The following is a 23,777-nucleotide window of genomic DNA, read 5'->3' as shown; positions in this document are numbered from 1 at the left end:
CAACCACAACCTGTGGAGGTAGCCGGGATTCCGCTTACCGGGACTCACTCACACAATCAGCCCGTGACGGCGAGCCTCCACCACAGCTTCATGACGACTCCGCACGTCCAGTTTGGCCATGAGATTGCGCATGTAGGTCTTGATCGTCTCGACGCTCAAGGAGAGCCGCTCGGCGATCTCCGCGTTGCGCAGACCCAGCGCGACGTACCTCATCACATCGGTTTCCCGCGGTGACAGAACTACTGCACTCGCGATCTTGGCAGGCGCCGTCAAGGCTCGCAGCTTTGCCTCGACGGCTTGAACCTGCGCACTGAGTGTCTCGTCCTGCAAGCCTGCCGCGATCTCGCCCAGCGCAAGGAAACTCTCCGTCAACGTCTCCGAGATTTTTGCCTCGCGGGTCGAAACCTGTTCCACGGCAGCAACGTCGATCATCGCGACGCGGCGGTCCACCTCGTCGCGGATCTCGATTTCGCGGGCCAACGAGTACGACGCGCGCATCATCTTGTCTGCAACGACGTCCCCGATCGGCAGGTTGGCGCGCAGTCCGCCGTAGAGCGCGCCGCGGGTCTTTCCTCGCACGACGACGGGAACCGCCATCAACGATTCGATGCGCTCGGTGCCGACCTCGTAGTCGTAGTCGTGGGTGATCTGCGACGAATTCGCGTAGTCCTGCACAGCGCCCGGGCGCTGCTCGGCGATAGCCCGCCCACCGAGTCCACATTCGGCGTTGATCTCGAGGTTGCGCAGCAGAGTGCTGTGCGTGCCGACGTAACTGGTGATGGTCAACGAGTTGCCACTCACGCCTCCGCCGAACAGAACCGGCAGTTCAGTCTGCGGCTGCAACTGTCGCAACGCCGCACGCAACGCGTCGTCGTCACTCGGCCTCAAAACCCTGTTCACGTGCACTCCATGGTCGGGGAAAAACTAGATACCCACCTCGTAGGGTAGCGGCCGGCGCGCCGTCCCAATATCGTCCAACACGAGCGTTTGTAGCGCCGATCACATTCACGATGACGGGTGAGCTGCAACGTCCGACCTACGCGAACCTCGGAGGAACCCGTGTCTGCACCCGCCGCACTCACAGCCAACAACACCCCGCTCAGCCCGTTGCGCTTTCTCGAACGCAGCGCTTCGGTGTTCCCTGATCGCACTGCCGTCATCCACGGCGACCGGACGTACACCTACCGCGAGTTCGGCGACGAGGTGGCCGCCCTGGCACGAGTTCTGCGCGAGCGCATCCAGCCCGGTGATCGCGTCGCCTACCTGGCGCCGAACATCCCCGAGATGCTGTTCGCGCATTTTGCGGTTCCTCTGGCCGGCGGAATCCTGATCGCTCTCAACTCGCGCCTCGCCGGTCCCGAACTCGAGTACATTCTCGATCACTCGGGAACCACCATCCTGTTCGTCGACTCGGAATTCGTCGGTTCCGTCTCCTCGTCAAAGACCAACGTTCCGAGCCTGCGCGAGATCATCGAGATTCCGGACTCCACCGTGCCGTACCCGGAGGTTCCCGCCGGAATCGTCACCGGGCAGTACGCCGATCTGCTGGCCGAAGGCGAAGCACTCGCCGATCAGCCGCTGCACTGGGGTGTCGACGACGAACAGCAGTGCATCGCCATCAACTACACCTCCGGCACCACCGGAAAGCCTAAAGGCGTCATGTACTCGCACCGCGGCGCATACCTGAACTCTCTCGGCGAAACCTTCCACAACGGGTTCACCGGGTCCACCAAGTACCTGTGGACGCTCCCGATGTTCCATTGCAACGGCTGGTGCACACCCTGGGCCGTGACCCAGGCAGCCGGAACCCATATCTGCCTGCGCGCCGTCCGTGCCGACTCGATCTGGGACGCGATCGACAACTTGGGTGTGACGCATCTGTGCGGCGCTCCCACCGTCTGCTCCACCATTGCCGACGCGGAACAGGCCCACAAGGTCGACACCTTGCGTATCACCACCGCAGGTGCTCCCCCGTCTCCGACGATCATCGGAAAGCTCGAGGACATCGGCGTCACCGTCGTCCACGTGTACGGACTCACCGAGGTGTACGGGCCGTACACGATCTGCGAGTACCAGGAAGCCTGGGACGACAAGCCTCAGTCCGAGCGCGCCGCACTTCTCTCCCGCCAGGGAGTCGGCATGGTGCAGGCCGAGAATGCTCGCGTTGTCGATGCCGAGATGAACGACGTTCCCGCCGACGGTCAGACGATGGGTGAGATCGTGCTCCGCGGCAACAACGTGATGCTCGGGTACTACCGCGACGAGGCCGCGACTGCCGAAGCGTTTGCCGGTGGCTGGTTCCATTCCGGGGATCTCGGCGTCATGCATTCCGACGGTTACATCCAGCTCAAGGACCGCGCGAAGGACATCATCATCTCGGGCGGCGAGAACATCTCCACCGTCGAGGTGGAGCAGGCGATCATGAGCCACCCTGCCGTGATCGACGTGGCAGTCGTCGGCGTTCCGGACGAGAAGTGGGGCGAGCGTCCGAAAGCATTCGTGGTGCTGGGCAAGGGGTTACAGGCTTCCGCAGAAGACATCGTGGAGCACACCCGCACCTTGCTGGCCGGGTACAAGGTTCCCCGCGACATCGTCTTCCCCCTCGACCTTCCTCGCACCCCGACCGGCAAGGTCCTCAAGTTCGAACTGCGAGCGTCGAAGTAGCTCGGCCGTAGGGGCTCAGCGCACCGGAGTGGAACGCCGACGCAGATCGACAGGTTGACCGTCGGAAGGGAACGGTAAGGACGTGAAGTCGAGCGGGGCGACGTAATCGGCGTCGACGTTCCAGTCGAAGCGCAGGAGGAGGTGATGCATGATTGCCTTGATCTCGGCGCCGGCGAAGTGCATTCCGAGACATTTGTGCACTCCACCGCCGAACGGCTCCCACGCATATCGATGAACCTTGTCTTCGCGTCGATTCTCGGCGAAACGCTCGGGATCGAAACGCTCGGGATCAGGCCAGTACTGCGACATGTGGTGTGTGAAATGAGGGGCGACGGCGGCATACGTTCCCGCCGGTACGAAGCGACCCCGCACTTGGGTGTCGCGGACCGCTCGCCGCGCCATGACCGGTACGGGAGAGACGAGTCGGAGGCATTCCTTCATCACCAGATCAAGACTGCTCAGCCCGTCGAGATCTGCATAACTCGGCATCGAGGTCCCCAGAGCAAGCGATTCTGTCCGGCACTTGTCCTGCCACGTTGGGTGCTGACCCAGGTATTGCATCATCGTGGAAAGGGTGATGGTCGAGGTATCGTGTGCGGCCATCAGGAGGAAGATCATGTGGTCGATCACTTCGTCGTCACTGAAGCGTTGTCCTGCTTCGGATTCGATGTGACACAGCACGGAGAACAGGTCATCGGTTTCGCGATTTCGACGCGCCGGCAGGTAACGACGAAAGAAGTCTTCCAGGACCCGGCGGCCGTCGAGCCCTCGCTTCCATCGCGTCCCCGGCACTGGGTAGCGGATCAGAGACGTCGCTGCCTGGACACAATCGACGAAAGCCTTCTTCACCGAAGATATTTCGCTCTCGGTGCTTCCTTCCGCCCCGCCCATGAAAATGTCGGTGGCGAGATCGAGGGTCAGTGTCTTCAGCGCCGTGTAGGCACGGAATCCGTCAGCGGGAGACCATGCGTCGAGTGCCGAGTCGATTGCCGGGTTGAGAACGTCGACAGACTTCTCGAGTCGTGATCGAGTGAACGCCTGCTGCATGATTCGACGGTGTCGTAGATGTTCTTCGGAATCGAGCAACATCAGCCCACCGTGAAAGAAGGGACCGATCAGCACCGACCAGCCGTCGCTGTTGACGAAAGCCCGATCTTTGTTCTGCAGCACCTCCTGACACGCGTCAGGTCCGAGTACAGCGATCCATCGCCGACCGACCATGGAGAACCAGGACACCTCGCCGAATCGATCCCAGTTCTCTTGCATCAGAGCGAGTGGATCGCGAATGTATGCCAGCGCATGCCCGACCAGGGGCAGCCCGGAACGACCCGAAATCGGGTGCAACGGCGAGTTCATCGGGGGTCGAGCCAGGATCTTGGGCACTGTGACCTCTACTCTCGCTCAATCTGACAGTGACTCCTGTCAGATTGACTGTAGTCTGCGTCACACTGATGCGTCTGTCAATATCGACCTATGACTCCCCCTACGGCGCGTCGATATGCCGGCCTGAGCGGCGACCAACGCTCAGCGCTGCGGCGCGAGAGCTTGCTCGAGGCAGGGATGGAACTATTCGCGGCCGCAGGCAATCGCGGCGCCACGATGACCGCTATCTGCGCACAGGCCAAGTTGACGGAACGCTACTTTTACGAAAGTTTCTCCAGCAGAGACGAATTGCTGGAAAAGATCCTGGACAGGATTGCCGACGAGGTCCGCGACGCCGGTCTGGCCGCACTACGAGCGAGCGACGGGACGCTCGAGCAGCGCGTACGAGATGCCATCGCGTCGTTTGTCACCATCCTCACCGACGATCCCCGTAAGGGCCGTGTAGCAATGATCGAATCCGCTGCATACGAACCCCTTCGTACACACCGACGCGCAGTACTGCACGGCTTCGCCCAGATGGTCGCGGACGAAGCCACGCGAATGTACGGCGACCGAGCTTGGCCACCTCGTCAAGGTCAGATCAACGGACTGCTCTTTGTGGGCGGCCTCGCCGAGTTGGTCACCGCATGGTTGAACGAGGAGATCGCTATCTCCCCCGAGGAGATCGTCGAGGCGGCAACCTACCAATTCACATCCACCGCACACCGTTGAGATAGAACTGTCCTGCACCTCAACCTGCCCGTCACACCACGTGAATGACCGCAGGCGCAATACTTGTCCGTATGAGTGAACGCGCAGACATTCCCGGAACCGATCCGACAGAGTTCCGCGTCCATGTCGCGTCCCAAGCCATTCGGTTGTTCTCGGAAAACGGCTACGAAGCCACCACTGTCGAACAGATCGCCGCCGCCGCCGGGGTGTCGCGTCGCACGTTCTTTCGGCAGTTCCGTTCCAAGGAAGACGTGATCTTCGCCGATCACGAGTCGCTTCTCGCGCATGTCGCGCAGTTCCTGTCCACCGAGTCGCCAGATCCGTGGGCGTCGGTCTGTGAAGCAGCCGGTCTGGTCTTCGACTTCTTCCAGCAGAATCGTGATCTGTCGATGCGGCGATACCGCGTCGTGCAGCACGTTCCTGCTTTGCGCGACCGCGAACTGGTGACAGGGTTCCGGTACGAGCGACTCTTTGTCGACTATCTGCGCAGCGCTGTCCCGCGCGAACCGGTGCTAGAGGTTGTCGGATTCGCCGCCGCTGTCACCGCGTGCCACAACTACCTCTTGCGCAGCATGATCAAGGGCGATTCCGACGCCACAGCCGACGCACTGCGCCAAGCACTGCTGAATGTGCGTCGCACGTACGGCGTTGCCCCTGGTTCAAAGTCCAGTCCGCGAGAAGAGAAGTCTGTGCTGGTAGTGGCATTTCCTCCGGGGACTTCGACTGAAGAGATCAGCAAAAAGATTCACGAACAACTCGGCTGATACTCGTCGTACACCGCAACGTCACACTCCATTCCCTTGACGTGGCACTGAGTGCCGTGTTTGACTGACGTCATTGGCACCAGTCCGCCGACAAGCCATGCTGGTCTTGTCGGCGCCGCACGACCCACCTTCTACTAAGGAGTGTCCTCATGGCCGGAAACCCGGACTTCAATCTCTTCGCACTGAACGAAGAGCACGACGAACTGCGGGCAGCCATCCGCGGACTCTCCGAGAAGGAAATCGCGCCGCACGCCAAGGACGTCGACGAGAACGCACGGTTCCCCGAGGAAGCACTCACCGCGCTCAACGCGTCGGGCTTCAACGCCATCCACGTCCCCGAGGCGTACGACGGCCAGGGCGCCGACTCCGTCGCCACTTGCATCGTCATCGAGGAAGTTGCCCGCGTCTGTGGCTCCTCCTCGCTGATCCCCGCCGTGAACAAGCTCGGCACCATGGGCCTGATCCTCAAGGGCTCCGAAGAGCTCAAGGCCAAGGTTCTCCCGGACCTCGTGAACGGCGGAATGGCGTCGTACGCACTGTCCGAGCGCGAAGCCGGATCCGACGCTGCCGCCATGCGCACCCGCGCGAAGGCTGACGGCGACGACTGGATCCTCAACGGCTCCAAGTGCTGGATCACCAACGGCGGCAAGTCCACGTGGTACACCGTCATGGCTGTCACCGATCCAGACAAGGGCGCAAACGGCATCTCGTCCTTCATGGTCCACAAGGACGACGAGGGCTTTGTCGTCGGCCCGAAGGAAAAGAAGCTCGGCATCAAGGGCTCCCCCACCGCTGAGCTGTACTTCGAGAACTGCCGCATCCCCGGCGACCGCATCATCGGCGCACCGGGCACCGGATTCAAGACGGCACTCGAAACCCTCGACCACACGCGTCCCACCATCGGCGCCCAGGCCGTCGGCCTTGCTCAGGGCGCACTCGACGCAGCGCTGGCATACACCAAGGACCGCAAGCAGTTCGGCAAGTCCATCAGCGACTTCCAGGCTGTGCAGTTCATGCTCGCCGACATGGCGATGAAGGTCGAAGCCGCACGCCTGATGGTCTACACCTCCGCTGCTCGCGCAGAGCGCGGCGAGAAGAACCTCGGCTTCATCTCCGCTGCAGCCAAGTGCTTTGCATCCGACGTTGCCATGGAGGTCACCACCGACGCGGTTCAGCTGTTCGGCGGCGCCGGCTACACCACCGACTTCCCCGTCGAGCGCATGATGCGCGACGCCAAGATCACGCAGATCTACGAAGGCACGAATCAGATCCAGCGCGTCGTGATGTCGCGTGCGCTGTTGAAGTAAGGCACTTCGCGCCCCTGTGCGCCTTTCTGGTAGTTCTGACTACTGGAACGGCGCACAGGGGCTTGCCCCTAATTTTTGAGGAGAATTGTGGAACTTGTAGGCGTAATCGGCGGCGGCACCATGGGTGCCGGCATCGCCGAGGTATGTGCAAAGGCCGGTAGCTCGGTACTGGTGCTCGAAACCAAGGAAGAATTTGCCGCTTCCGCACGCGAGCGGATCGCCAAGTCGATCAACCGCGGCGTAGCCAAGGGCAAGATCACCCAGGAAGAAGCAGACGCCGCCATCGCTCGCGTCCGCGTCACCCTGGACATGGAAGAGTTCGCCGATCGCGATCTGGTGATCGAGGCAGCTCCCGAGATCGAAGCCCTCAAGTACGAGATCTTCGGCAAGCTCGACAAAATCGTCAAGCCTGCCGGCATTCTGGCGACCAACACGTCGTCGATCCCCGTCATCAAGATCGCCAAGGCCACCTCGCGCCCCGGCCAGGTTGTCGGCGTTCACTTCTTCAACCCGGTGCCGGTCATGCCGCTCGTCGAGATTGTGGTCAGCCTGACCACGTCCGAAGAGACCGTCCTCGCGGTCACCGACTACGCGAAGAACACGTTGCGCAAGAAGACAGTTCGTGCGGGCGACCGTTCGGGCTTCATCGTCAACGCACTGCTCATCCCCTACCTGTGCCAGGCGATCCGGATGCTCGATTCCGGCTACGCCACCGCAGAAGATATCGACGAAGCCATGAAGGGCGGCTGCGGCTACCCGATGGGCCCGCTGACGCTCCTCGACACCGTCGGCCTCGATGTTGCTCTCGCAGCGGCAGAGTCGCTGTACGCAGAGTTCGCCGAGCCGCACTACGCTCCGCCGGCGCTGCTGCGCCGCATGGTCGACGCCGGACGCCTCGGCAAGAAGACCGGCCGCGGCTTCTACGACTACGCCTAGCCGTTTCAGCTCTTACTTTCGGCCCCATACCTTTTCGAAGGTGTGGGGCCGAAAGTCTTTCAGTAGAGCGCGCCTTCAACTCTCGTAGGCAGATTTGGTGAATCGCTCCAACAACGTGATGAACGTCGACACATCCTCGTGCGTCCAGTCACCGAGCACGTCGGCAATTCGGTCGTGATTCATCTGTCTCACGTCGCCGAACTTTGCCGCAGCATCCGGCGTCGGGGAGAACAGCGAAACCCGTCCGTCATGTGGATCGGATTCGGACACCACGTAGCCCTCTCTGGTGAGGGCGGTCAGATTACGACTCACCACACTTCGATCCAAACCTGTGACCCCGATGATGGCCGCGGGCGACACGGGGAACATGTCGACGATGCGGGTCATGATGACAAACGCAGCCGGCGTCATCTCCGGCGCTACCGCACCCGCGTCGGCAATCAGTGTCTTGCGGGAACCTTGCACGAGCCGCCGGATTGCCCATTGAATCGCGTGAATATCAGCTTCAGGTTGTGTCGACCTCACTTGGTCAGCATAGAACCTCCCCTGTCGGCCTACTCATGGAATAGTTGCGTCAATCAACTAAAGATGATTGACTTCAGTCACATACTTTGCCGGGTCTGACAGCTACGCGAGGAAACCGAATGATGGAATCGACCGCCGAAAACGGACCAGCGCCGACAATGTCTCGACGCCAAGTGAACGAAGCGTTCGGCGGAATCCTCATCGGAATGCTTGTCGCCGTGTTGTCGACGTCGGTGATCAACACATCACTTCCTCGTATCGTCACCGATCTCAACGGAGACCAGACAACCCTCACCTGGATCGTCACCGGGTCACTGCTCGCGGTGACGGTGTGCACTCCGATCTGGGGCAAGCTTGCCGACCTTGTCAGTAGGCGACTTCTTCTGCACATCGCGCTCCTGATCTTCATAACCGGCTCCCTTGCTGCCGGTTTCGCGAGCGCGCCGCCAATGATGATCGCAGCGCGGTTGATTCAGGGAATCGGAACCGGCGGGCTCATCACCCTCTCCCAGATCGCCATCTCGGACATCATCAGCCCTCGCGAACGTGGCAAGTACATGGGCGTCCTCGGGGCCATCGTCGTGGCCGGCACCGCCGGCGGACCTCTCGTGGGTGGACTCGTCACTGACACCATCGGCTGGCGTTGGAACTTCTACATTGTCATTCCTTTTGCAGTAGTCGCGATGATCGTCATCCAGTTCAAGCTCATCCTGCCTAGACGAAAAGGAACCGGAAGGATCGACTACATCGGATCCGTCCTTCTCACCGCCGCGATCTCGACACTCCTCATCTGGCTCTCACTCGGCGGCAAGGTCTTCGAATGGAGCTCTGCGGTGTCCTGGTGCATGGGCGTCAGCACAGCGGTGCTGATCGCCGTGACGTTGGGCGTCGAGAGCAAGGTCAAGGACCCGGTCCTCCCCCTGCACATGTTCCGGGGAAGGACCTTCACCCTGTCGATCGTGGCCAGCATGTGCGTTGGCATAGTCCTCTACAGCGTCTCCATTTTCATCAGCCAGTACATGCAGCTCAGCCGCGGCGCATCGGCCACCGGCGCCGGTCTGATCACACTCCCGCAGGTCGCCGGAAACCTCATCGCATCCACCGTCGTGGGTGGGCTCATCTCTCGCACCGGACACTGGAAGCCGTGGCTGATCACGGGAGCCTCGCTACTCACCGTCGCCAGCATCCTGCTCTCGACCTTGCGAGTCGACACCAATATCGCCGTGCTCTTTCTTGCTCTTCCGCTCGTCGGTCTCAGCCTCGGCATGCTGCTGCAAAACCTTGTCCTTGTTGTACAAAATGCCACGGACGTTCGCGAGATCGGCGCGGCCAGCTCCGCCGCCGCATTCTTCCGCAGCCTGGGCGGCGTCCTCGGCGTGACCATGCTCGGAGCAGCACTCTCTACGCGGGTCGATACCGAAATCGAGAACGGACTACAAGAATCCGGCATTCCCCGATCGGCAAGTGGCCTGACGCAGGGTTCGCTCCCGAACATCGACACGTTGTCAGATCCGGTACGAAACGTCGTCGAATCGGCGTACGGGCAGGGCATTGGGGAGGTATTCCTCATTTCGATTCCGTTTGCCGTCATCGCCCTGATCTGCGTCATCTTTCTCCCGAATGCCGTTCTCGGCACCAAAACCGGTATCGAGCAACTGGCCGACATCGAGCAAAAGGAGCCAGCGGACGCATCGCCTGCCGTCAAGGTTCCTTAGTCGCGTCGACATAAGGTGCGTGACGCATCAGCAGTCGCGCGGCCGGTATCGTCGTGGCCATGGCCCAACTACCTCCCGACGCGATCAGTGTCCGCGTGGACAGTTGGACGTGGGCTGTCCGCCTGTTCAAGACCCGGTCCCAAGCTGCGGCATCGTGCCGATCCGGCCATGTGCGGGTGAACGGAACATCGGCAAAAGCTGCTCAGCAAGTGAAAGCCGGCGATGAAGTTCGGGTACGCGTTTCAGGTGTCGAGCGCATCGTCGTCGTGGTCAAACCCATCACCAAACGGGTTGGCGCAGTCCTTGTCGACGACTGCTTGAAGGACATTTCGCCGCCGCCGCCACCGCCGGAACTGTTGGCGTCGATACCGATGCGCGATCGCGGAGCGGGCCGCCCCACCAAGCGCGAACGACGCGATCTCGAGAAACTACGGGGAATCGATCTCTGAACTTCGATGGCGCCAATTTCCGGATAACCATTGACATTTTTGCTCGGTGACGCGAAAGTCGAAATATGACAACACGCGTTGTCATCTCCGTGCGAGAGGCAGAGGTCACCGCAATGACCAACGATGCAGATACGGTTTCCGAGAAGTCGGTCGACAATCCTGAGTCGCGTACCCTTCGCGCTGCTCCCATCGGCCCAGGCTCCTTGACATGGCGTCACTTCGGCGACAATCGCGGCTTGCTGTACCTCGCACGCGCGGGAACCCTGCAGAACATGCATCCAGCGGTCAGCGGTGCGCTGCAAGATCATTCGAACTTCTTCAACGATCCCCTCGATCGGCTGTTCCGCTCGCTTCCCCCCATTTACGGCGTTGTGTACGACCGCAACGATCACGGCACAGGGACGCTGGTACGCAACTTTCACACCGAACTCAAGGGAACCGATGAGAACGGCCGGCGATATCACGCACTGGCTCCGGACACTTTCTGGTGGACACACGTCACGTTCTTCGAGGTAATCCTCGATTTCAACGAACGGTTTGCCTACAAGAAATTCACCGAAAAACAAAAGGACCAGCTTGTCCGCGAAGCCGTAACGTGGTGGCGCTGTTACGGCCTCACCGACCGGCCGGCTTTCGACAACTACGCGAGCTTCCGCGACTACTGGGAAGACATGCTAGATAATCACTTGATCAATACCCACACCACCAAGTGGTCGACAGGCGTCGCCGAACACCGAATCGCACCACCGCCCAAGGTGCCACGTTGGGCGTGGACGATCATCTCGCGCCCAACGGTTGCTGCCTCGAACTGGATCTCCAAGGCACTGATGCCTGACAAGGCGCGCGCGACCCTCGAATGGGAATGGACTGCGCGAGATGAGCGCCTCTACGTCTGGTTCGCACGTTTTCTGACGCTGTCGGATCGTTTCTGGCATCTTCTGCCACTACGTGCGCGATATGCACCACGCGCGTATGCCGGGATCCGCAATCACGGCCTCGAAACAGGCTGACGCAGAACTGTCTTGAGCTTCTCGGGCTGCGTCCGACGTGCATCACTGAGGTAGATCTCGTGATGATCTCCATTGAAACTCAGACCGTTCGCCGGAATGAAGTTGTTGTGCAGGCGATCCAACGTCGGAGCTTCGTCGTCGTACGACCCGATATGGAGAATCTGGACAGACAAGCCCTCCTCCAGTTCGAGGAATCGCACCTTGTCGAGAGCTGCGAGGTTCTTCTTTGCACCCACCGAGGCAATCGAAGCCGACAGTTCAGCTGACGTGATCCACTCGGGCTGCGCGATCATCATCGTCCAGTCCCACGACGCCTTGTCTCGCGTCACGAACACCTCGGGATCGTCGGCCCGCCACAAACCCTCGAGCGGTCCCACCACAAAGTCCCGGTCCATTTCCTTCTTGCTCGCGAATTTGGTCGCATAAGAGAGCGCATACAGGGCTTCGAGCGCCTCGGAATATTCGGTGGCAGTATTGGGATCACCGTGACCGTCGACGGCAAAGTAGCCGAAACGCGGCACAGTCACCAGCGAAAAATCGCGCCGGCTGGGCGCATACAGTTCCTTGTACGCCTTTTTGACGTCGAACTTTTCCATGTGCCACCACCTGGTCTCGGATCAAGCTCCAACATCTCGAAACCTATCCGAAGGTACCGACGTCCAAATAGCGGACCGCCGTCCCCTTGTTAATAGACCAGTGGACCTTTACTCTGGACGGGGTGACTACACCACCGGCGACCGACGTCGCCCACGTTCAGCGACGCAAGCCACTACGAATCGTCGCCATCAGCGCGACCGTTGCGTCGATCTTGGCGTTGCTGTTCGGCTATCCCTGGTGGAGTTTGGTCATTCGGCCGGACTGGCCGACCGCCGTGACCATAATCGGCACCGTTGTATTTGCCGCCCTCCTGATCGCCCTGCCGGCGACCATTGTGCTCAGCAATGGACACACCGATCGTGATCGACTTCGACTGGTCGGCGATGCACTCCTCGGAATCATCTGGGTGGTGTTCGTCTGGACACTGCTCGGTGAGGTCTTACGCCTCGGCCTACTTGCCGGCGGTGTGGAGAACCCACTTCGCGCACGCATCGTTGCCGTTGCAGCACTGATCATCTCGGTAGTTCTACTGATCTGGGGTTATCGAGAAGCGATGCGATTGCCGCGGATCAAGCACGTGGACGTCACGATTCCCCGCCTCGGCGCCGGGATGGACAAGCTTCGCGTCGTCGCAATCACCGACACCCATTTCGGTCCGATCAACCGGGCGAAGTGGTCCGCCAGCGTTGTTGCCGCCGTCAACGAACTCGACGCCGACATCGTGGCCCATGTCGGAGACATCGCCGACGGAACAGTCGAGCAGCGACGCAACCAATCGTCTCCGCTCGCTTCGGTAGACGCCTCGCTCGCCCGCGTCTACGTGACCGGAAATCACGAGTACTTCCACGAGGCACAGGAATGGCTCGACTACATGACGTCGATCGGCTGGGACTCGCTCCACAACCGTCACATCGTTGTCACCAAGGGCGGCGACCGCCTCGTGATCGCCGGTGTCGACGACGCCACCGCGTTGGGGTCAGGACTGGAAGGGCATGGCGCAAACTTCGAGGAGGCGTTGACCGGAGCCGATCCCGACCTCCCTATCCTGATGCTCGCCCATCAGCCCAAACAGGTTCCCCAATCCGCTGCTGCTGGAGTGGATCTGCAGCTGGCCGGGCACACGCACGGCGGTCAGATCTGGCCTTTCAACTTACTGGTCAAACTCGATCAACCGTCAGTGTCCGGACTCAGCCGTCATGGCGAACGCACGCAGCTGTACACGAGCCGCGGCACAGGATTCTGGGGCCCACCGTTCCGGGTCTTCGCGCCGAGCGAGATCACCGTACTGACCTTGCACAGCTCCTGAACTGTCCGTCAGCTCGTTCGGGTCGCCGCTAGTGCCGACAACCCGACGAGCTGATTGACCAGACCCTCCCGGAGTCCTTCGGCAAACATTGCAGCGGCAGGCGGTGTCTGCATCTCATCGAGAACAACAGCGACGGATTTCGAGGGTTCCGCGTACGGCCACATCCCGGCGACGATTACCACGGTCGCCTTGGCAAAATGTGCCACATCGCTGTCCCCGAGGTCAGGCAGTTGCGAATGCACCAGCGATGCAAGTCGAGTCATGTTGACCGTTGCACGCTTTTTGAAGTCACGCGCAAATTCTTCCGAAATGTTCTTCTCGAGAACACTCCCCATGACACTCAACAATTCACACAACAACCGTTGAGTGACAAGTGATTCCGCAATCGTCGAGGCCACATGAATTTCGGCGGCAAACGGCGATTCGTCGTCAGTGGGGATCAGTGACGCTTCCAGCCCGTCGAGCCACGCCACCCAGTTCTCGTCCAGAACTTCGAGAAAGATGGCCTCACGACTGTCGAAGTACCGCAGCACATTCGACTTTGCCAGTCCAACGGTTTCACTGAGTTCGCGCAGACTGATGTCGGCAACAGGCCTGGATCCGAGCAAAGCGCGGGCGGTATCGAGAATGGCGCATCGCCGCGCCTCGATCTGCTCCGGTCTGCGCGCGCGCTGGAATCCGTGAGTCGCCACCATCCGGACAGAATATCAGACCACCAGTCTATTGTTACCTGCCCCGCGAATCAGTTCTCCGACGGCGAGCCCAGCGGCAGAGCACCTCTCGACGCCAATTCACGGCGCAGCACATCGGTGTCAACGGATGCGAGATCGGCACCGCGCGGACGAGTAGTCAATGCCCGAACCTCCTCGGCCAGATCTGCCACCTGCTTCCGCGTCGCAGCCTGCGCGGTCTCGTCCTGTTCCGCCACTCGCTCGACCAACCAGGAAGCGAGCGTCGCAGTGACGATGCCCAACAACGCAATTCCGCCGATCATCAATCCGCCGGCGATCAGTCGCCCGGTAGTGGTGATCGGAGCCATGTCTCCGTATCCGACGGTCGTGACAGTCTCCATCGCCCACCACAACGCTTGTCCGTACGACGTGATCGCCGCCCCTGGTGCATGACGCTCTGCGTCGAGCATCGCCAAGGCGGCAACGCAGATCAACAGCGCGCTCGCACCGGTGGCATAGACAACCACACGACCGCGCAGACTCTGCCCGCTCGAGCGATGAATTATTGCGAGAAGGGTGACCAGTCGAAGCAAACGAAGCGGACGCAGCATCGGAACCACCACCATCGCCAAGTCCAGCAAGTGCCGAACGAACCAATGGCTGCGGTTCGGTGCCAACCACAACCGCACGCCGTAGTCGACTGCAAAAGCAGCCCACGCCGCCCACATGATCCACTCGTTCAGACGGAGGAGAAATCCCGTCGGCTGCGCCAGCACCTGCGTCTGGACGGCAAACCCCTCGGACTACACAGGTTGAGCGCTCAGAATATTCAACGCCTCAGGCACCGCTTCGATGGTGATCGGCAACGGCCCCACTCGGTCGCCGTCGGCGTACGCGATGATGCCCTCGGAAACAAGCCGGACCTTCTTGGATCGGTACGTCTGCACTGCATCCAAATGGATGTGCGTTCCCTTGTAGACCCGCGGAAAGAGTCGCACCAGACGAAAGCGCGAACCATGACCGACGACAGTCAGATCCAGCAGACCGTCCGTCTTCGACGCCCCTGGCGTAATAAGCATGCCGCCGCCGTACGAGCGCCCGTTACCCACCGCGACGAGCGTCGCGTCCATGGTGATCACCTCGTCGTCGAGTTCGATCCGGTACGGCAGCGGCCGCATCTTTGCCAACTCGGCGAGCATCGCGAGGTTGTAGCGCATCCGCCCCTTCGGCCAGGACATCTTGTTCGCCCGTTCACTGACCAACGAGTCGAATCCACTGGCGATGATCGTGCCGGACCACACCACCGACCCGTCGTCCAGCGTGATCTTCGCGAGATCGGACTGCTGCACGATGCCGTTCGCGATCACGTCGGCTGCAGCTTCGGGATCACCTGTGGGAATGCCGAATTCGCGGGCGTGATCATTTCCCGTGCCCGCAGGAATGAGTCCGATCGGCGTGTCCGTCAGCGCTGCCGCTTGCAGTCCGATACTGATGGCGCCGTCCCCGCCGACCACCACGAGAGCGTCGGTACCTTCCGCGATTGCCCGGCATGCCAGCTTCTTGGCGTCGTCCGCGTCGGTGCCGATGATCTCGGTTACCGCAACTCCACGTTCACGCAGTCGCGCAACACCTTTGCGGCCGGCAGTGGGCGCATGCCCGTGTCCCGCCATCGGATTGATCAGGACGGTTACCTTCTCGATCTGACTGCGGGTTTGGCTCAAGGAATCAGCTTTCCAGGATTGAGGATGCCGGCGGGGTCCACTGCATTCTTTACTGCGCGAAGAATATCAGCGCCCAATTCGCCGATTTCGTCTTTCATCCACGGCCGATGGTCCGCACCGACCGCATGATGATGGGTAATCGTGCCACCGGCAGCGATGATGGCGTCACCGGCAGCGGTCTTCGCCTTGTGCCACTGAGCGATCGGATCTTCGGTCTGAGCGCACACGACGGTGAAGTACAGGGACGCACCGGTCTTGTAGGTGTGCGAAATGTGGCACATCACTAGCGGCTGAGTGCCCTGCTCCACCAATGCCGTGGTCAACGCCTCCGTGACCGCAGAGCGCAGGTTCGCAAGGTTGCCCCACGTTGTTGCTGTCTCGAGGGTTTCGCACAGGGCGCCGACGTCGAGCAGAGCGTCGCGCAGATACGGCGCATCGAATCGTCCGTGTTCCCAACTGTTTCCCGGCTCCTCCCCGAGCGATGTTCCGCCGTGCGCCGTGAGAATTGCGCGGGCTTCCGCCATCCGCTCTGCGGTGTGCGAAGCCGTTCCTTCGTAGGTGGTGATGCCAAGGCAGCCGCCGGTGAAAGCGTTTTCGCCGATCTTGTCGGTGGTCGCCAGGTTCACGCCGCTTTCCGCTTCGTCGGACAACCTCAGTACGGTCGGAGCCGAACCTTCCTGGACAAGCTCACGTAATGCCGCTGCGCCGGTCGCGAAGTCGGGGAAGCTCCATCCCTCTCGTACTGTCGTCTCGGGCAGTCGGTGAACACGCACCCGGACGTGCGTGATGACACCGAAGGTCCCCTCGGAGCCCACGAACAGCTCGCCGAGATCCGGACCGGCCGCAGATGCCGGTGCCCGCCCCGTCTCGAGCGTTCCACTCGGGGTGACCACGGTGAGGCCCTGGACCATGTCTTCGAAACGTCCGTAACCAGCCGACGCCTGGCCCGAGGAACGCGTCGCCGCGAACCCGCCGAGCGTGGCAAAGAGAAAGCTCTGCGGGAAGTGTCCGACGGAGAATCCGTGCTCGTGCAGTAACTCCTCGGCGCGGGGCCCGGTAGTTCCGCCACCGAAGGTAGCGATGCCTGATTCCTCGTCCAGTGAAACGAGCTGATCGAACCGTCGAAGATCGAGAGAAAGAACCGTGTCGAACCCGTTCTTGATGGGATCAAGTCCGCCGACGACGCTCGTGCCGCCGCCGAACGGGACTACGGCAATCCTGTTGGTCGAGCAGTACCGCAGAACTTGCTCGACCTCCGCGCCTGTTCCCGGTGTGACAACGGCATCCGGCGCGTCCTGGGGGTCCGTGCTGCGACGACGCAGCAGGTCCGGCGTGCTCTTGCCTCCCGCCCGAAGAATTCGATCCGAATCCTCGGTCGTCACGTACTCCGCACCGACAACATCGGCCAGCGCTTCGACGTGCGCCGGAGAAAGAGCGGACGGCGTCACTCGCGCGTCCTCAATGGCTTGTCGGGATTGCTTCGGGGCCGATACACCAAGAAATCCGGTCAGCAGAGCTATGACCGCGTCCGACAGCTCACGCTTCTTTGCCGGATCGCCCCACGCGTCCCATTGCATCGGCGGTTGCAAGGCAGATCTCTCGGTGCTCATAGATACTAGTGTTACACATTGATGCAATGTGTAAACATACGCGGGTCGATCATCCCATTGTCTTGGAACCGTCGATCGCTTCGCGAAGCATGTCCGCGTGGCCCGCATGCTGGGCCGTCTCGGCAATGATGTGCAACAGCGCTCGACGCGCCGACCAGCGTGCACCAGGCTCGAACCACGGCGCAGACGGCAACGGATGCGAGAGGTCGAGGCTGTCCAAGGATGCCACCACCTCGTCCGTCCTGGCAGCAATCTGCTCATATTCAGCCACAATGCCGGCCAATGTTTCGCCCGCCACCATCGCGAACTCCTTCGCGCGCTCCTGTTGCATCTCCTCCGACCACTCGGTGGGATCGAAATCTCCGCCCAGGCCGGACGGTCCCTCCAGGATGAAGTCGACCCAACCCCGCTCCGACTGACCCACGTGCTTGATCAATCCACCGAGGCACAGTTCGCTCACGGTCGGCCTCGATGCCGCCTGTTCGTCGGTGAGGTTCTTGACGGTGAAGAGAAGGAATTCGCGATGCTGACGCAGGCTCTGGAGGAGATCTGCACGTTCGCCGGTGACGGTGAGGGTCGGTGCGTTCATGATGTTTCCTTCGGTAGTGGGTTCAAGCTCTGTGAGAACTACGTTAAAACCTATTGCGGACAGAAACGGTCCTCATTAAAAATTTTCGCCACAAAAAACTCCCGGCATCCACCTGATTGGCGGATGCCGGGAGTGTCGACCGAACTGGAACGAAGATCAGACGGTGCGAGCCAAACGGTCGGCCAGCAGGCGCGTGAAGTGCGCCGGATCGCTCAACTCGCCGCCCTCGGCGAGCAACGCCATCCCGTACAACAACTGTGCTGTCTCCGTGAGGTTTTCAGCATCGCCGTCTGCCGCCTGCGCATCGCGCAGACCCGTCACGAGAGGATGCGACGGGTTGAGCTCGAGGATCCGCTTGCTGTGCGGAACCGGCTGTCCCGATGCCCGGTACATCTTCTCGAGCGTCGGCGACATGCTGAATGCGTCGCCGACGATGCAGGCAGCCGACGTGGTGAGTCGCGTCGAGAGTCGCGTCTCCTTGATGTCGTCCGACAGGGTTTCGGTCAGCCACGTCAGGAGCGCACCGAATTCCTTTTCTTTCTCTTCACGCTCGGCTTCGGCAGCCTTCTTCTCGTCCTCGGTGTCGAGGTCGACCTCACCCTTCGCGATCGACTGGAAGGTCTTGCCGTCGAAGTCCGAAACCGCGTCGACCCACATCTCGTCGACAGGATCGGTGAGAATCAGAACCTCGAGGCCCTTGGCCTTGAAAGCCTCCATGTGCGGGGAGCTTTCGATGAGGTGGCGAGATTCGCCGGTCATGAAGTAGATCTGTTCCTGACCGTCCTTCATACGCTCGACGTACTCGGCGAGCGTGGTCACGCCATCTTCACTGTTGGTCGAGGCGAAGGATGAGATGTCGAGCAACGTCTTACGGTTGTCGGCATCGGCCATCAGGCCTTCCTTGAGCGCGCGGCCGAACTCGGTCCAGAAGGTCGAGTACTTTTCGGGCTCGTTTGCCTTCATGTCCTTGATGGTCGAGAGGACCTTCTTGGTCAGTCGACGACGGATCGCCGAAATCTGACGATCCTGCTGCAGAATTTCACGAGAAACATTGAGCGAGAGGTCCTGTGCGTCAACTACACCCTTGACGAAACGCAGGTAGTCGGGCACCAACTCTTCGCAGTCGTCCATGATGAAGACGCGCTTGACGTACAGGTGGATGCCGGCCTTGCGCTCACGCATGAAGAGATCGAACGGTGCCGTCGACGGAATAAACAGCAGCGCTTGGTATTCGAAAGTACCTTCGGCCTTCATCGGGATAACCTCGAGCGGCTCGTCCCAGGCGTGGCTCACATGCTTGTAGAACTCCTTATACTCCTCCTCGGACACTTCGTCCTTGGAGCGAGTCCACAACGCCTTCATCGAGTTGATTGTCTCGGTCTCGATCGTGACCTCGGGCTCGTCACCCTCGGCCGGCGTCGACGTGCGAGCGACATCCATGCGGATGGGCCACGCGATGAAGTCGGAGTACTTCTTGACCAGTTCCTTGATCTTCCATTCCGACGTGTAATCGTGCAGGCCGTTCTCGGAATCTTCGGGCATCAGGTGCAGTGTCACAGAGCTGCCCTGCGGCGCCTCGTTCACATGCTCGAGCGTGTACGTGCCCGCGCCGGTGGACTCCCAGCGCGTCGCATGATCTTCACCGGCGCGGCGGGTCAGCAACGTGACCTTGTCCGCGACCATGAACGTGGAGTAGAAACCGATGCCGAACTGACCGATCAGCTCCTCGGAAGCCGCAGCGTCCTTTGCTTCCTTGAGCTTGCGACGCACCTCGGCGGTGCCGGACTTGGCGAGCGTGCCGATCAGGTCGATGACCTCGTCACGCGACATACCAATGCCGTTGTCGCGGATCGTGAGCGTGCGTGCGTCCTTGTCGATGTCGATCTCGATGTGAAGATCGGAGACGTCGACATTGAGGTCTTTGTCCTGGTATGCCTCGAGACGGAGTTTGTCCAGCGCGTCCGAAGCGTTGGAGATCAACTCACGAAGGAAACTGTCCTTGTTCGAATAGATTGAATGAACCATCAAATCCAGCAGCTGACGTGTTTCTGCTTGGAACTCGAGCTGCTCGGTATGCGCGGTCACTTCGATCCCCTTCTCTTCTCGTTACTGGTCACAGGGATTTTACTTGACCTCGAATGCGGGGATCCGGGCGCTTGCTGTGCGCCTTTGTCAACCGCCCGCGGTTAATAAAGGCGCACAGCAGAATCACGCCTCCCCGTTGCTGGACTTCTCGACCACCCAGGCTGCGATCTGCGTACGCGAAGTGAATCCGAGCTTGGTAAGTATGTGCTCCACATGGCCCTGCGCGGTGCGGAGCGAGATCACCAATTTGGCAGCGATCTGTTTGTTCGTGAGTCCCTGGGCGACCAGGTCGGCAACCTCACGCTCACGCTTGGTCAGCACCACCGACGGCCCCGTTTGCGTCGCGTCCAGTGGCTGCCGGCCGAGCGCAAATGCGACTGCTCCATCCATGGTCATGAGTCGACCCTGCCGGTGCGCAGCCTTGAATGCCTTCTCCCCCAATGCACGTCGCGTCGTCGTCTCACATTCATCGTGGTAGGGCTGCAAGGTGGGGAACACGATCGTGACACTGCCTACGGAGTGACCCAATTCCTCGGCGGCTCCCATGAGCACGGCGGCGCGTCGAGGATTCGGTTCTTCGGCCGCAATCCAGGCCAATACCTCCAGACAGGCTGCGCAGGTGAGCGGGGAGTTCACCTGTTCGGTGAGCTGCAACGCCTGCCCGAGAAACACCACCGCTCGATCTTGGTCACCTTGCCTCCACACCGCGACCCCCATGGCCCACAACGTGTATGAGCGATACACCGATTCGCCGTGAGATTCGGTGATTGTGAGCGCTTTTTCGTAACAGCCGATCGACCGCCTCGATTCGTCGAGCATCTCGTACACCAACCCGAGTGTCTGCAGCACACCGACTTCCAGAACGAGGTCGCCGTGTACGTCGAACACTTCGAGTGCATCTTCGAGGCGTACGGCGGCACGGGGAAGATCATCGCGGTACAGCGCAAGCATCCCATCTGCATTGTCGAGAAGAGCGTGAATAAGGGGATCGGTGAACTGCTCGGCAAGGGCGCGCCCCTCTTCTATCAGTGCAGTCGCCGCCAGCAGATCGCCCTGTACCGCCGCTAGTAAGCTGTCCGCGTATATCGCCCGGATACGTTCCGCCGTAGGCTTTCCGGCGTCGCGGGCGAGAAAATGGTCGAGCCAATGCCGAGATTCACCGTACAGACCGCGGGTCAGCGAGAACTGGTACAGCGCGGTAGCCATGCGTAGTCCGGCGGCAACACCCTCGTCGTCGCCGGAGAGGCAATACTCCAGCGCTTCCCGTATGTTCGGCCGCTCCCGATCGAGTCGATCGATCCACTCGAGTTGCCGAGGACTGATCCATTCGGCTTCCGCGTCGAGCGTCAATTGCTGGTACCAGTCCCGGAGCCGGCGACGTAACGCATCGTAGTCGCCCGCCTCCTGGATCTTCTCCCGGCCGTAGTCCAGAAGTGTCTCGAGTAGCCGGAAGTGGACCACTGTGTCCGATTCCTCCCGGATCAGGATCGACTTGTCCACCAGTGACCCCAGCGTGTCGAGTAGTTCCTCCGGTGTCAGATCACCACCGCATATCGCCTCGGCCGCATCGAGTTCGAAACTTCCGGCGAAGACCGACAGCCTGCCCCACAGCACCTGCTCTCGGGGAGTGCACAGGTCGTAGCTCCAGTCGATGCTCCACCTCAAGGTTTGCTGCCGTGTCGGAGCGCCCCGGCTGCCGCGGGTCAAGAGCGCGTAGCGATCGTCCAACCGCGCCAGGATCTGCTCGGGCGCCATCGCCCGAAGCCTGGCAGCCGCCAACTCGATCGCCAGCGGCAGACCTTCCAGACGCTGGCAGATCCGGGCCACCGTTGCCTTGTTCTCCTCCGTGATTTCGAAACCACGGACCGCAGCAGCTGCCCGTTCAGCGAACAACGTCAACGCGTCATACCTGGGAAGCCCCCGCAGTGACGGCTCCCGATCCGGGTCCGGGACTGCCAGCGGAGACACGCGCAATACCGATTCCCCACCGATACCGAGAGGTTCGCGCGAGGTTGTCAGGATCCGCAACTCCGGGCACGCGCGCAGGAGCACTTCGACCAACCCTGCCACCGCATCGATCACCTGCTCGCAATTGTCGAGAACCAGTAGCAACGTCCGAGTGGCCAGGAACTCCACCAAAATATCCTGCAGCGGCTGTGATGACTGGTCACGTACGCCGAGGGCTGCAGCCACCGCGCCGACCACCAGCGATTCGTCGTGCAACTCGCCCAGCTCGACCAACCACACACCGTCGACGAAGTCCTTCTGGACATTCGACGCGACACGTAACGCGAGACGTGTCTTGCCGACACCACCGATTCCCGTCAACGTCACCAGACGCGACACCGATAACAGATTCTTCACCTCCGCCAACTCGGTGCGTCGACCGACGAAGCTGGTCAGCTCCAGCGGCAGATGTTTGTCGGCCCTCCGAACCACCGGCGATGCGGGTGGACGCCATCGCGTCGGCTGCGGCCGCGGATCTCGCGGGTCGGCCCCATGCTCCGCGCGTAGCGCCATGCTGTCGGCCACCAATCCGTGGCGGACCTGCAACTCCCGTAGTTCGTCGCCCAGCACCGATGTGGAAGGACGGTCGAGCGGATCGCGGGACATTGCCTTCTCTATGACGCCACACACGTCGTCAGGGAAGCCGTGCTCGCGCATGTCCGGCAGCGGTTGTGCGGTGATCCGCAGGAACTGAGCAACAACCTGCTCGCCGCTGCGGCGCTCGAAAGCCGCGTGACCGGTGAGCGCGCTGAACAGCGTGGCCCCGAGCCCGTACACGTCGGACGCCGGACTGGGCGGTTCACCGCCGAGCACCTCCGGAGCAGTGAAGGCGGGCGAACCTGTGACAGTGCCGGTCGCGGTCTTGAACCCGTCTGCGATGTGTGCGATCCCGAAGTCTGCCAGGGCCGGTTCACCGTAGTCGGTGAGCAGAATATTGGCCGGTTTGACGTCACGATGCAGAATGCCGAGCCGATGCGCGGTCTCGAGCGCGCCTGCCATCTTGACCCCGAGTCGCAGGACTTCCTCCAGGTCGAGCGGCCCGTTCTCGCGAATTTTGGTGTCGACGGACCCCTGCCGGTGGTAGGGCATCACCAGGTAGGGGCGACCGGTATCGGTGGTTCCGACCTGCAGGATGCCCACGATATTCGGGTGTCCGGTCAGGCGCCCCATGGCCCGCTGTTCCCGAAAGAAGCGAGCCCGATTCTCCTCGTCGAGGTGGGCGGTGAGGACTTTCACCGCCACCGTGCGATCCAGCCCGATCTGGGTGCAGCGGTACACCACACCGAAACCTCCGCGTCCGATCTCGCGGGCATCGTCGAATCCTGCCGCTCGCAACTCATCCGCAATGAACGGAAGCATGTCACGGCGCGTCTGGAGTGGATCGTTCTCGGTCATCGTCTACTTCGATTCCGCGGCATCATCGATGATGCACCGTCGCGTTACCTCTCGATAATGTTCCCACTCGGGTATGGCCGTCAACGCAGCGCACGTCCTCGGCCCGCGCGCAGATGCTCCGGAATTACGTTGTGCACTCCGAAACTGACACAGGTACTCACAACACTCAAAATGTGATACATATCACTTCGTTTTGATGATTAATTTCAGTCCACAATGCCCTACCTGCCACCTATCCAAACGTCCAGGTCAGTGCCCTGACCTATCGAATAGCGCCGACCGTTCCGTGGCTGTAAAACCGATAGCGAGATGCTTCCATGTGACTTCGACCA

General features: G+C 61.1%; 20 protein-coding genes. 9 read left to right on the top strand and 11 right to left on the bottom strand.

All coding sequences use genetic code 11. The annotated features are described in order from the left end of the window. Positions 1-48 precede the first annotated feature (48 nt). The gene (locus FFI94_RS04325) at positions 49-900 is read right to left on the bottom strand and encodes a response regulator transcription factor (RefSeq protein WP_138871900.1); all 852 of its coding nucleotides are present in this window, start codon (positions 898-900) and stop codon (positions 49-51) included. A gap of 159 nt (positions 901-1,059) precedes the next feature. Between FFI94_RS04325 and FFI94_RS04320 the strand changes: the two genes are divergently transcribed. Beyond that, a complete protein-coding gene (locus tag FFI94_RS04320; RefSeq protein ID WP_138871899.1) occupies positions 1,060-2,664 on the top strand; it encodes an acyl--CoA ligase family protein in 1,605 nt (534 codons plus the stop codon). A gap of 15 nt (positions 2,665-2,679) precedes the next feature. On the opposite strand, the gene FFI94_RS04315 is transcribed toward FFI94_RS04320, so the two are convergent. Then, positions 2,680-4,047, bottom strand: a complete 1,368-nt coding sequence (locus FFI94_RS04315; RefSeq protein WP_138871898.1) for a cytochrome P450 — start codon at positions 4,045-4,047, stop codon at positions 2,680-2,682. A gap of 90 nt (positions 4,048-4,137) precedes the next feature. Here FFI94_RS04315 and FFI94_RS04310 point away from each other — a divergent pair, with 90 nt between their 5' ends. The 4 genes from FFI94_RS04310 (at position 4,138) to FFI94_RS04295 (ending at position 7,765) form a co-directional block, all read left to right on the top strand. Next, positions 4,138-4,758, top strand: a complete 621-nt coding sequence (locus tag FFI94_RS04310; protein ID WP_138871897.1) for a TetR/AcrR family transcriptional regulator — start codon at positions 4,138-4,140, stop codon at positions 4,756-4,758. Positions 4,759-4,829: 71 nt separating this feature from the next. Beyond that, on the top strand, positions 4,830-5,522 hold the full coding sequence (locus FFI94_RS04305) for a TetR family transcriptional regulator (RefSeq protein WP_138871896.1): 693 nt from the start codon (positions 4,830-4,832) through the stop codon (positions 5,520-5,522). Positions 5,523-5,671: 149 nt separating this feature from the next. Next, on the top strand, positions 5,672-6,829 hold the full coding sequence (locus FFI94_RS04300; RefSeq protein ID WP_033232371.1) for an acyl-CoA dehydrogenase: 1,158 nt from the start codon (positions 5,672-5,674) through the stop codon (positions 6,827-6,829). 87 nt (positions 6,830-6,916) lie between these two features. Beyond that, the gene (locus FFI94_RS04295; RefSeq protein ID WP_033232372.1) at positions 6,917-7,765 is read left to right on the top strand and encodes a 3-hydroxybutyryl-CoA dehydrogenase; all 849 of its coding nucleotides are present in this window, start codon (positions 6,917-6,919) and stop codon (positions 7,763-7,765) included. Between the two features lie 75 nt (positions 7,766-7,840). Here the strand turns inward: FFI94_RS04295 and FFI94_RS04290 are convergent, their stop codons facing one another. Then, positions 7,841-8,290, bottom strand: coding sequence for a MarR family winged helix-turn-helix transcriptional regulator (locus tag FFI94_RS04290; RefSeq protein ID WP_138871895.1), 450 nt, complete (start codon positions 8,288-8,290; stop codon positions 7,841-7,843). Positions 8,291-8,409: 119 nt separating this feature from the next. On the opposite strand from FFI94_RS04290, the gene FFI94_RS04285 reads away from it, so the two are divergent. The 3 genes from FFI94_RS04285 to FFI94_RS04275 all read left to right on the top strand — a co-directional run bounded on the left by FFI94_RS04285 (position 8,410) and on the right by FFI94_RS04275 (position 11,464). After that, positions 8,410-10,005, top strand: a complete 1,596-nt coding sequence (locus FFI94_RS04285; RefSeq protein WP_138871894.1) for an MFS transporter — start codon at positions 8,410-8,412, stop codon at positions 10,003-10,005. A 59-nt stretch (positions 10,006-10,064) separates the two neighbouring features. Further along, a complete protein-coding gene (locus FFI94_RS04280; RefSeq protein ID WP_033232374.1) occupies positions 10,065-10,454 on the top strand; it encodes an RNA-binding S4 domain-containing protein in 390 nt (129 codons plus the stop codon). A gap of 65 nt (positions 10,455-10,519) precedes the next feature. Continuing rightward, on the top strand, positions 10,520-11,464 hold the full coding sequence (locus tag FFI94_RS04275) for an oxygenase MpaB family protein (protein ID WP_260683845.1): 945 nt from the start codon (positions 10,520-10,522) through the stop codon (positions 11,462-11,464). Here the strand turns inward: FFI94_RS04275 and FFI94_RS04270 are convergent. Further along, complete coding sequence (locus tag FFI94_RS04270; RefSeq protein WP_138871893.1) at positions 11,443-12,060, bottom strand: GyrI-like domain-containing protein; 618 nt, start codon at positions 12,058-12,060, stop codon at positions 11,443-11,445. The genes FFI94_RS04275 and FFI94_RS04270 overlap by 22 nt on opposite strands. 122 nt (positions 12,061-12,182) lie before the next feature. Here FFI94_RS04270 and FFI94_RS04265 point away from each other — a divergent pair, with 122 nt between their 5' ends. Further along, positions 12,183-13,367, top strand: coding sequence for a metallophosphoesterase (locus FFI94_RS04265; protein ID WP_138871892.1), 1,185 nt, complete (start codon positions 12,183-12,185; stop codon positions 13,365-13,367). An 8-nt stretch (positions 13,368-13,375) separates the two neighbouring features. Here FFI94_RS04265 and FFI94_RS04260 read toward each other — a convergent pair whose 3' ends face one another. The 7 genes from FFI94_RS04260 to FFI94_RS04230 form a co-directional block, all read right to left on the bottom strand. Continuing rightward, on the bottom strand, positions 13,376-14,062 hold the full coding sequence (locus FFI94_RS04260) for a TetR/AcrR family transcriptional regulator (RefSeq protein ID WP_138871891.1): 687 nt from the start codon (positions 14,060-14,062) through the stop codon (positions 13,376-13,378). Positions 14,063-14,109: 47 nt separating this feature from the next. Then, positions 14,110-14,766: a potassium channel family protein gene (locus FFI94_RS04255; protein WP_138871890.1), complete on the bottom strand. Its 657-nt coding sequence runs from the start codon at positions 14,764-14,766 to the stop codon at positions 14,110-14,112. Between the two features lie 75 nt (positions 14,767-14,841). Next, positions 14,842-15,759: a diacylglycerol kinase gene (locus FFI94_RS04250; RefSeq protein WP_138871889.1), complete on the bottom strand. Its 918-nt coding sequence runs from the start codon at positions 15,757-15,759 to the stop codon at positions 14,842-14,844. After that, positions 15,756-17,336 (bottom strand): FAD-binding oxidoreductase, encoded by a 1,581-nt coding sequence (locus FFI94_RS04245; RefSeq protein ID WP_138873590.1) that lies wholly within the window; start codon positions 17,334-17,336, stop codon positions 15,756-15,758. Before FFI94_RS04245 ends, FFI94_RS04250 begins: the two co-directional genes overlap by 4 nt. 82 nt (positions 17,337-17,418) lie before the next feature. Continuing rightward, positions 17,419-17,958 carry a DinB family protein gene (locus tag FFI94_RS04240; RefSeq protein ID WP_138871888.1) on the bottom strand — a complete coding sequence of 180 codons (540 nt, stop codon included), beginning with the start codon at positions 17,956-17,958 and terminating at the stop codon, positions 17,419-17,421. Between the two features lie 156 nt (positions 17,959-18,114). Next, positions 18,115-20,043, bottom strand: coding sequence for a molecular chaperone HtpG (gene htpG, locus FFI94_RS04235; RefSeq protein ID WP_138871887.1), 1,929 nt, complete (start codon positions 20,041-20,043; stop codon positions 18,115-18,117). A 123-nt stretch (positions 20,044-20,166) separates the two neighbouring features. Then, positions 20,167-23,445 (bottom strand): protein kinase domain-containing protein, encoded by a 3,279-nt coding sequence (locus FFI94_RS04230; protein WP_138871886.1) that lies wholly within the window; start codon positions 23,443-23,445, stop codon positions 20,167-20,169. Between the last annotated feature and the right edge of the window lie 332 nt (positions 23,446-23,777).

Source organism: Rhodococcus sp. KBS0724 (assembly GCF_005938745.2).
Taxonomy (GTDB): domain Bacteria; phylum Actinomycetota; class Actinomycetes; order Mycobacteriales; family Mycobacteriaceae; genus Rhodococcus_F.
Note: the sequence above shows the minus strand (reverse complement) of the source record. Positions and strands in the feature narration are given on the sequence as shown.

Coding starts and splice junctions, on each gene's coding strand:
- FFI94_RS04280 (WP_033232374.1), top strand. CDS start 10,065: ATGGCCCAACTACCTCCCGACGCGATCAGTGTCCGCGTGGACAGTTGG.
- FFI94_RS04300 (WP_033232371.1), top strand. CDS start 5,672: ATGGCCGGAAACCCGGACTTCAATCTCTTCGCACTGAACGAAGAGCAC.
- FFI94_RS04230 (WP_138871886.1), bottom strand. CDS start 23,445: ATGACCGAGAACGATCCACTCCAGACGCGCCGTGACATGCTTCCGTTC.
- FFI94_RS04285 (WP_138871894.1), top strand. CDS start 8,410: ATGATGGAATCGACCGCCGAAAACGGACCAGCGCCGACAATGTCTCGA.
- FFI94_RS04275 (WP_260683845.1), top strand. CDS start 10,520: ATGACAACACGCGTTGTCATCTCCGTGCGAGAGGCAGAGGTCACCGCA.
- FFI94_RS04305 (WP_138871896.1), top strand. CDS start 4,830: ATGAGTGAACGCGCAGACATTCCCGGAACCGATCCGACAGAGTTCCGC.
- FFI94_RS04245 (WP_138873590.1), bottom strand. CDS start 17,336: ATGCAATGGGACGCGTGGGGCGATCCGGCAAAGAAGCGTGAGCTGTCG.
- FFI94_RS04270 (WP_138871893.1), bottom strand. CDS start 12,060: ATGGAAAAGTTCGACGTCAAAAAGGCGTACAAGGAACTGTATGCGCCC.
- FFI94_RS04240 (WP_138871888.1), bottom strand. CDS start 17,958: ATGAACGCACCGACCCTCACCGTCACCGGCGAACGTGCAGATCTCCTC.
- FFI94_RS04310 (WP_138871897.1), top strand. CDS start 4,138: ATGACTCCCCCTACGGCGCGTCGATATGCCGGCCTGAGCGGCGACCAA.
- FFI94_RS04260 (WP_138871891.1), bottom strand. CDS start 14,062: ATGGTGGCGACTCACGGATTCCAGCGCGCGCGCAGACCGGAGCAGATC.
- FFI94_RS04255 (WP_138871890.1), bottom strand. CDS start 14,766: ATGTGGGCGGCGTGGGCTGCTTTTGCAGTCGACTACGGCGTGCGGTTG.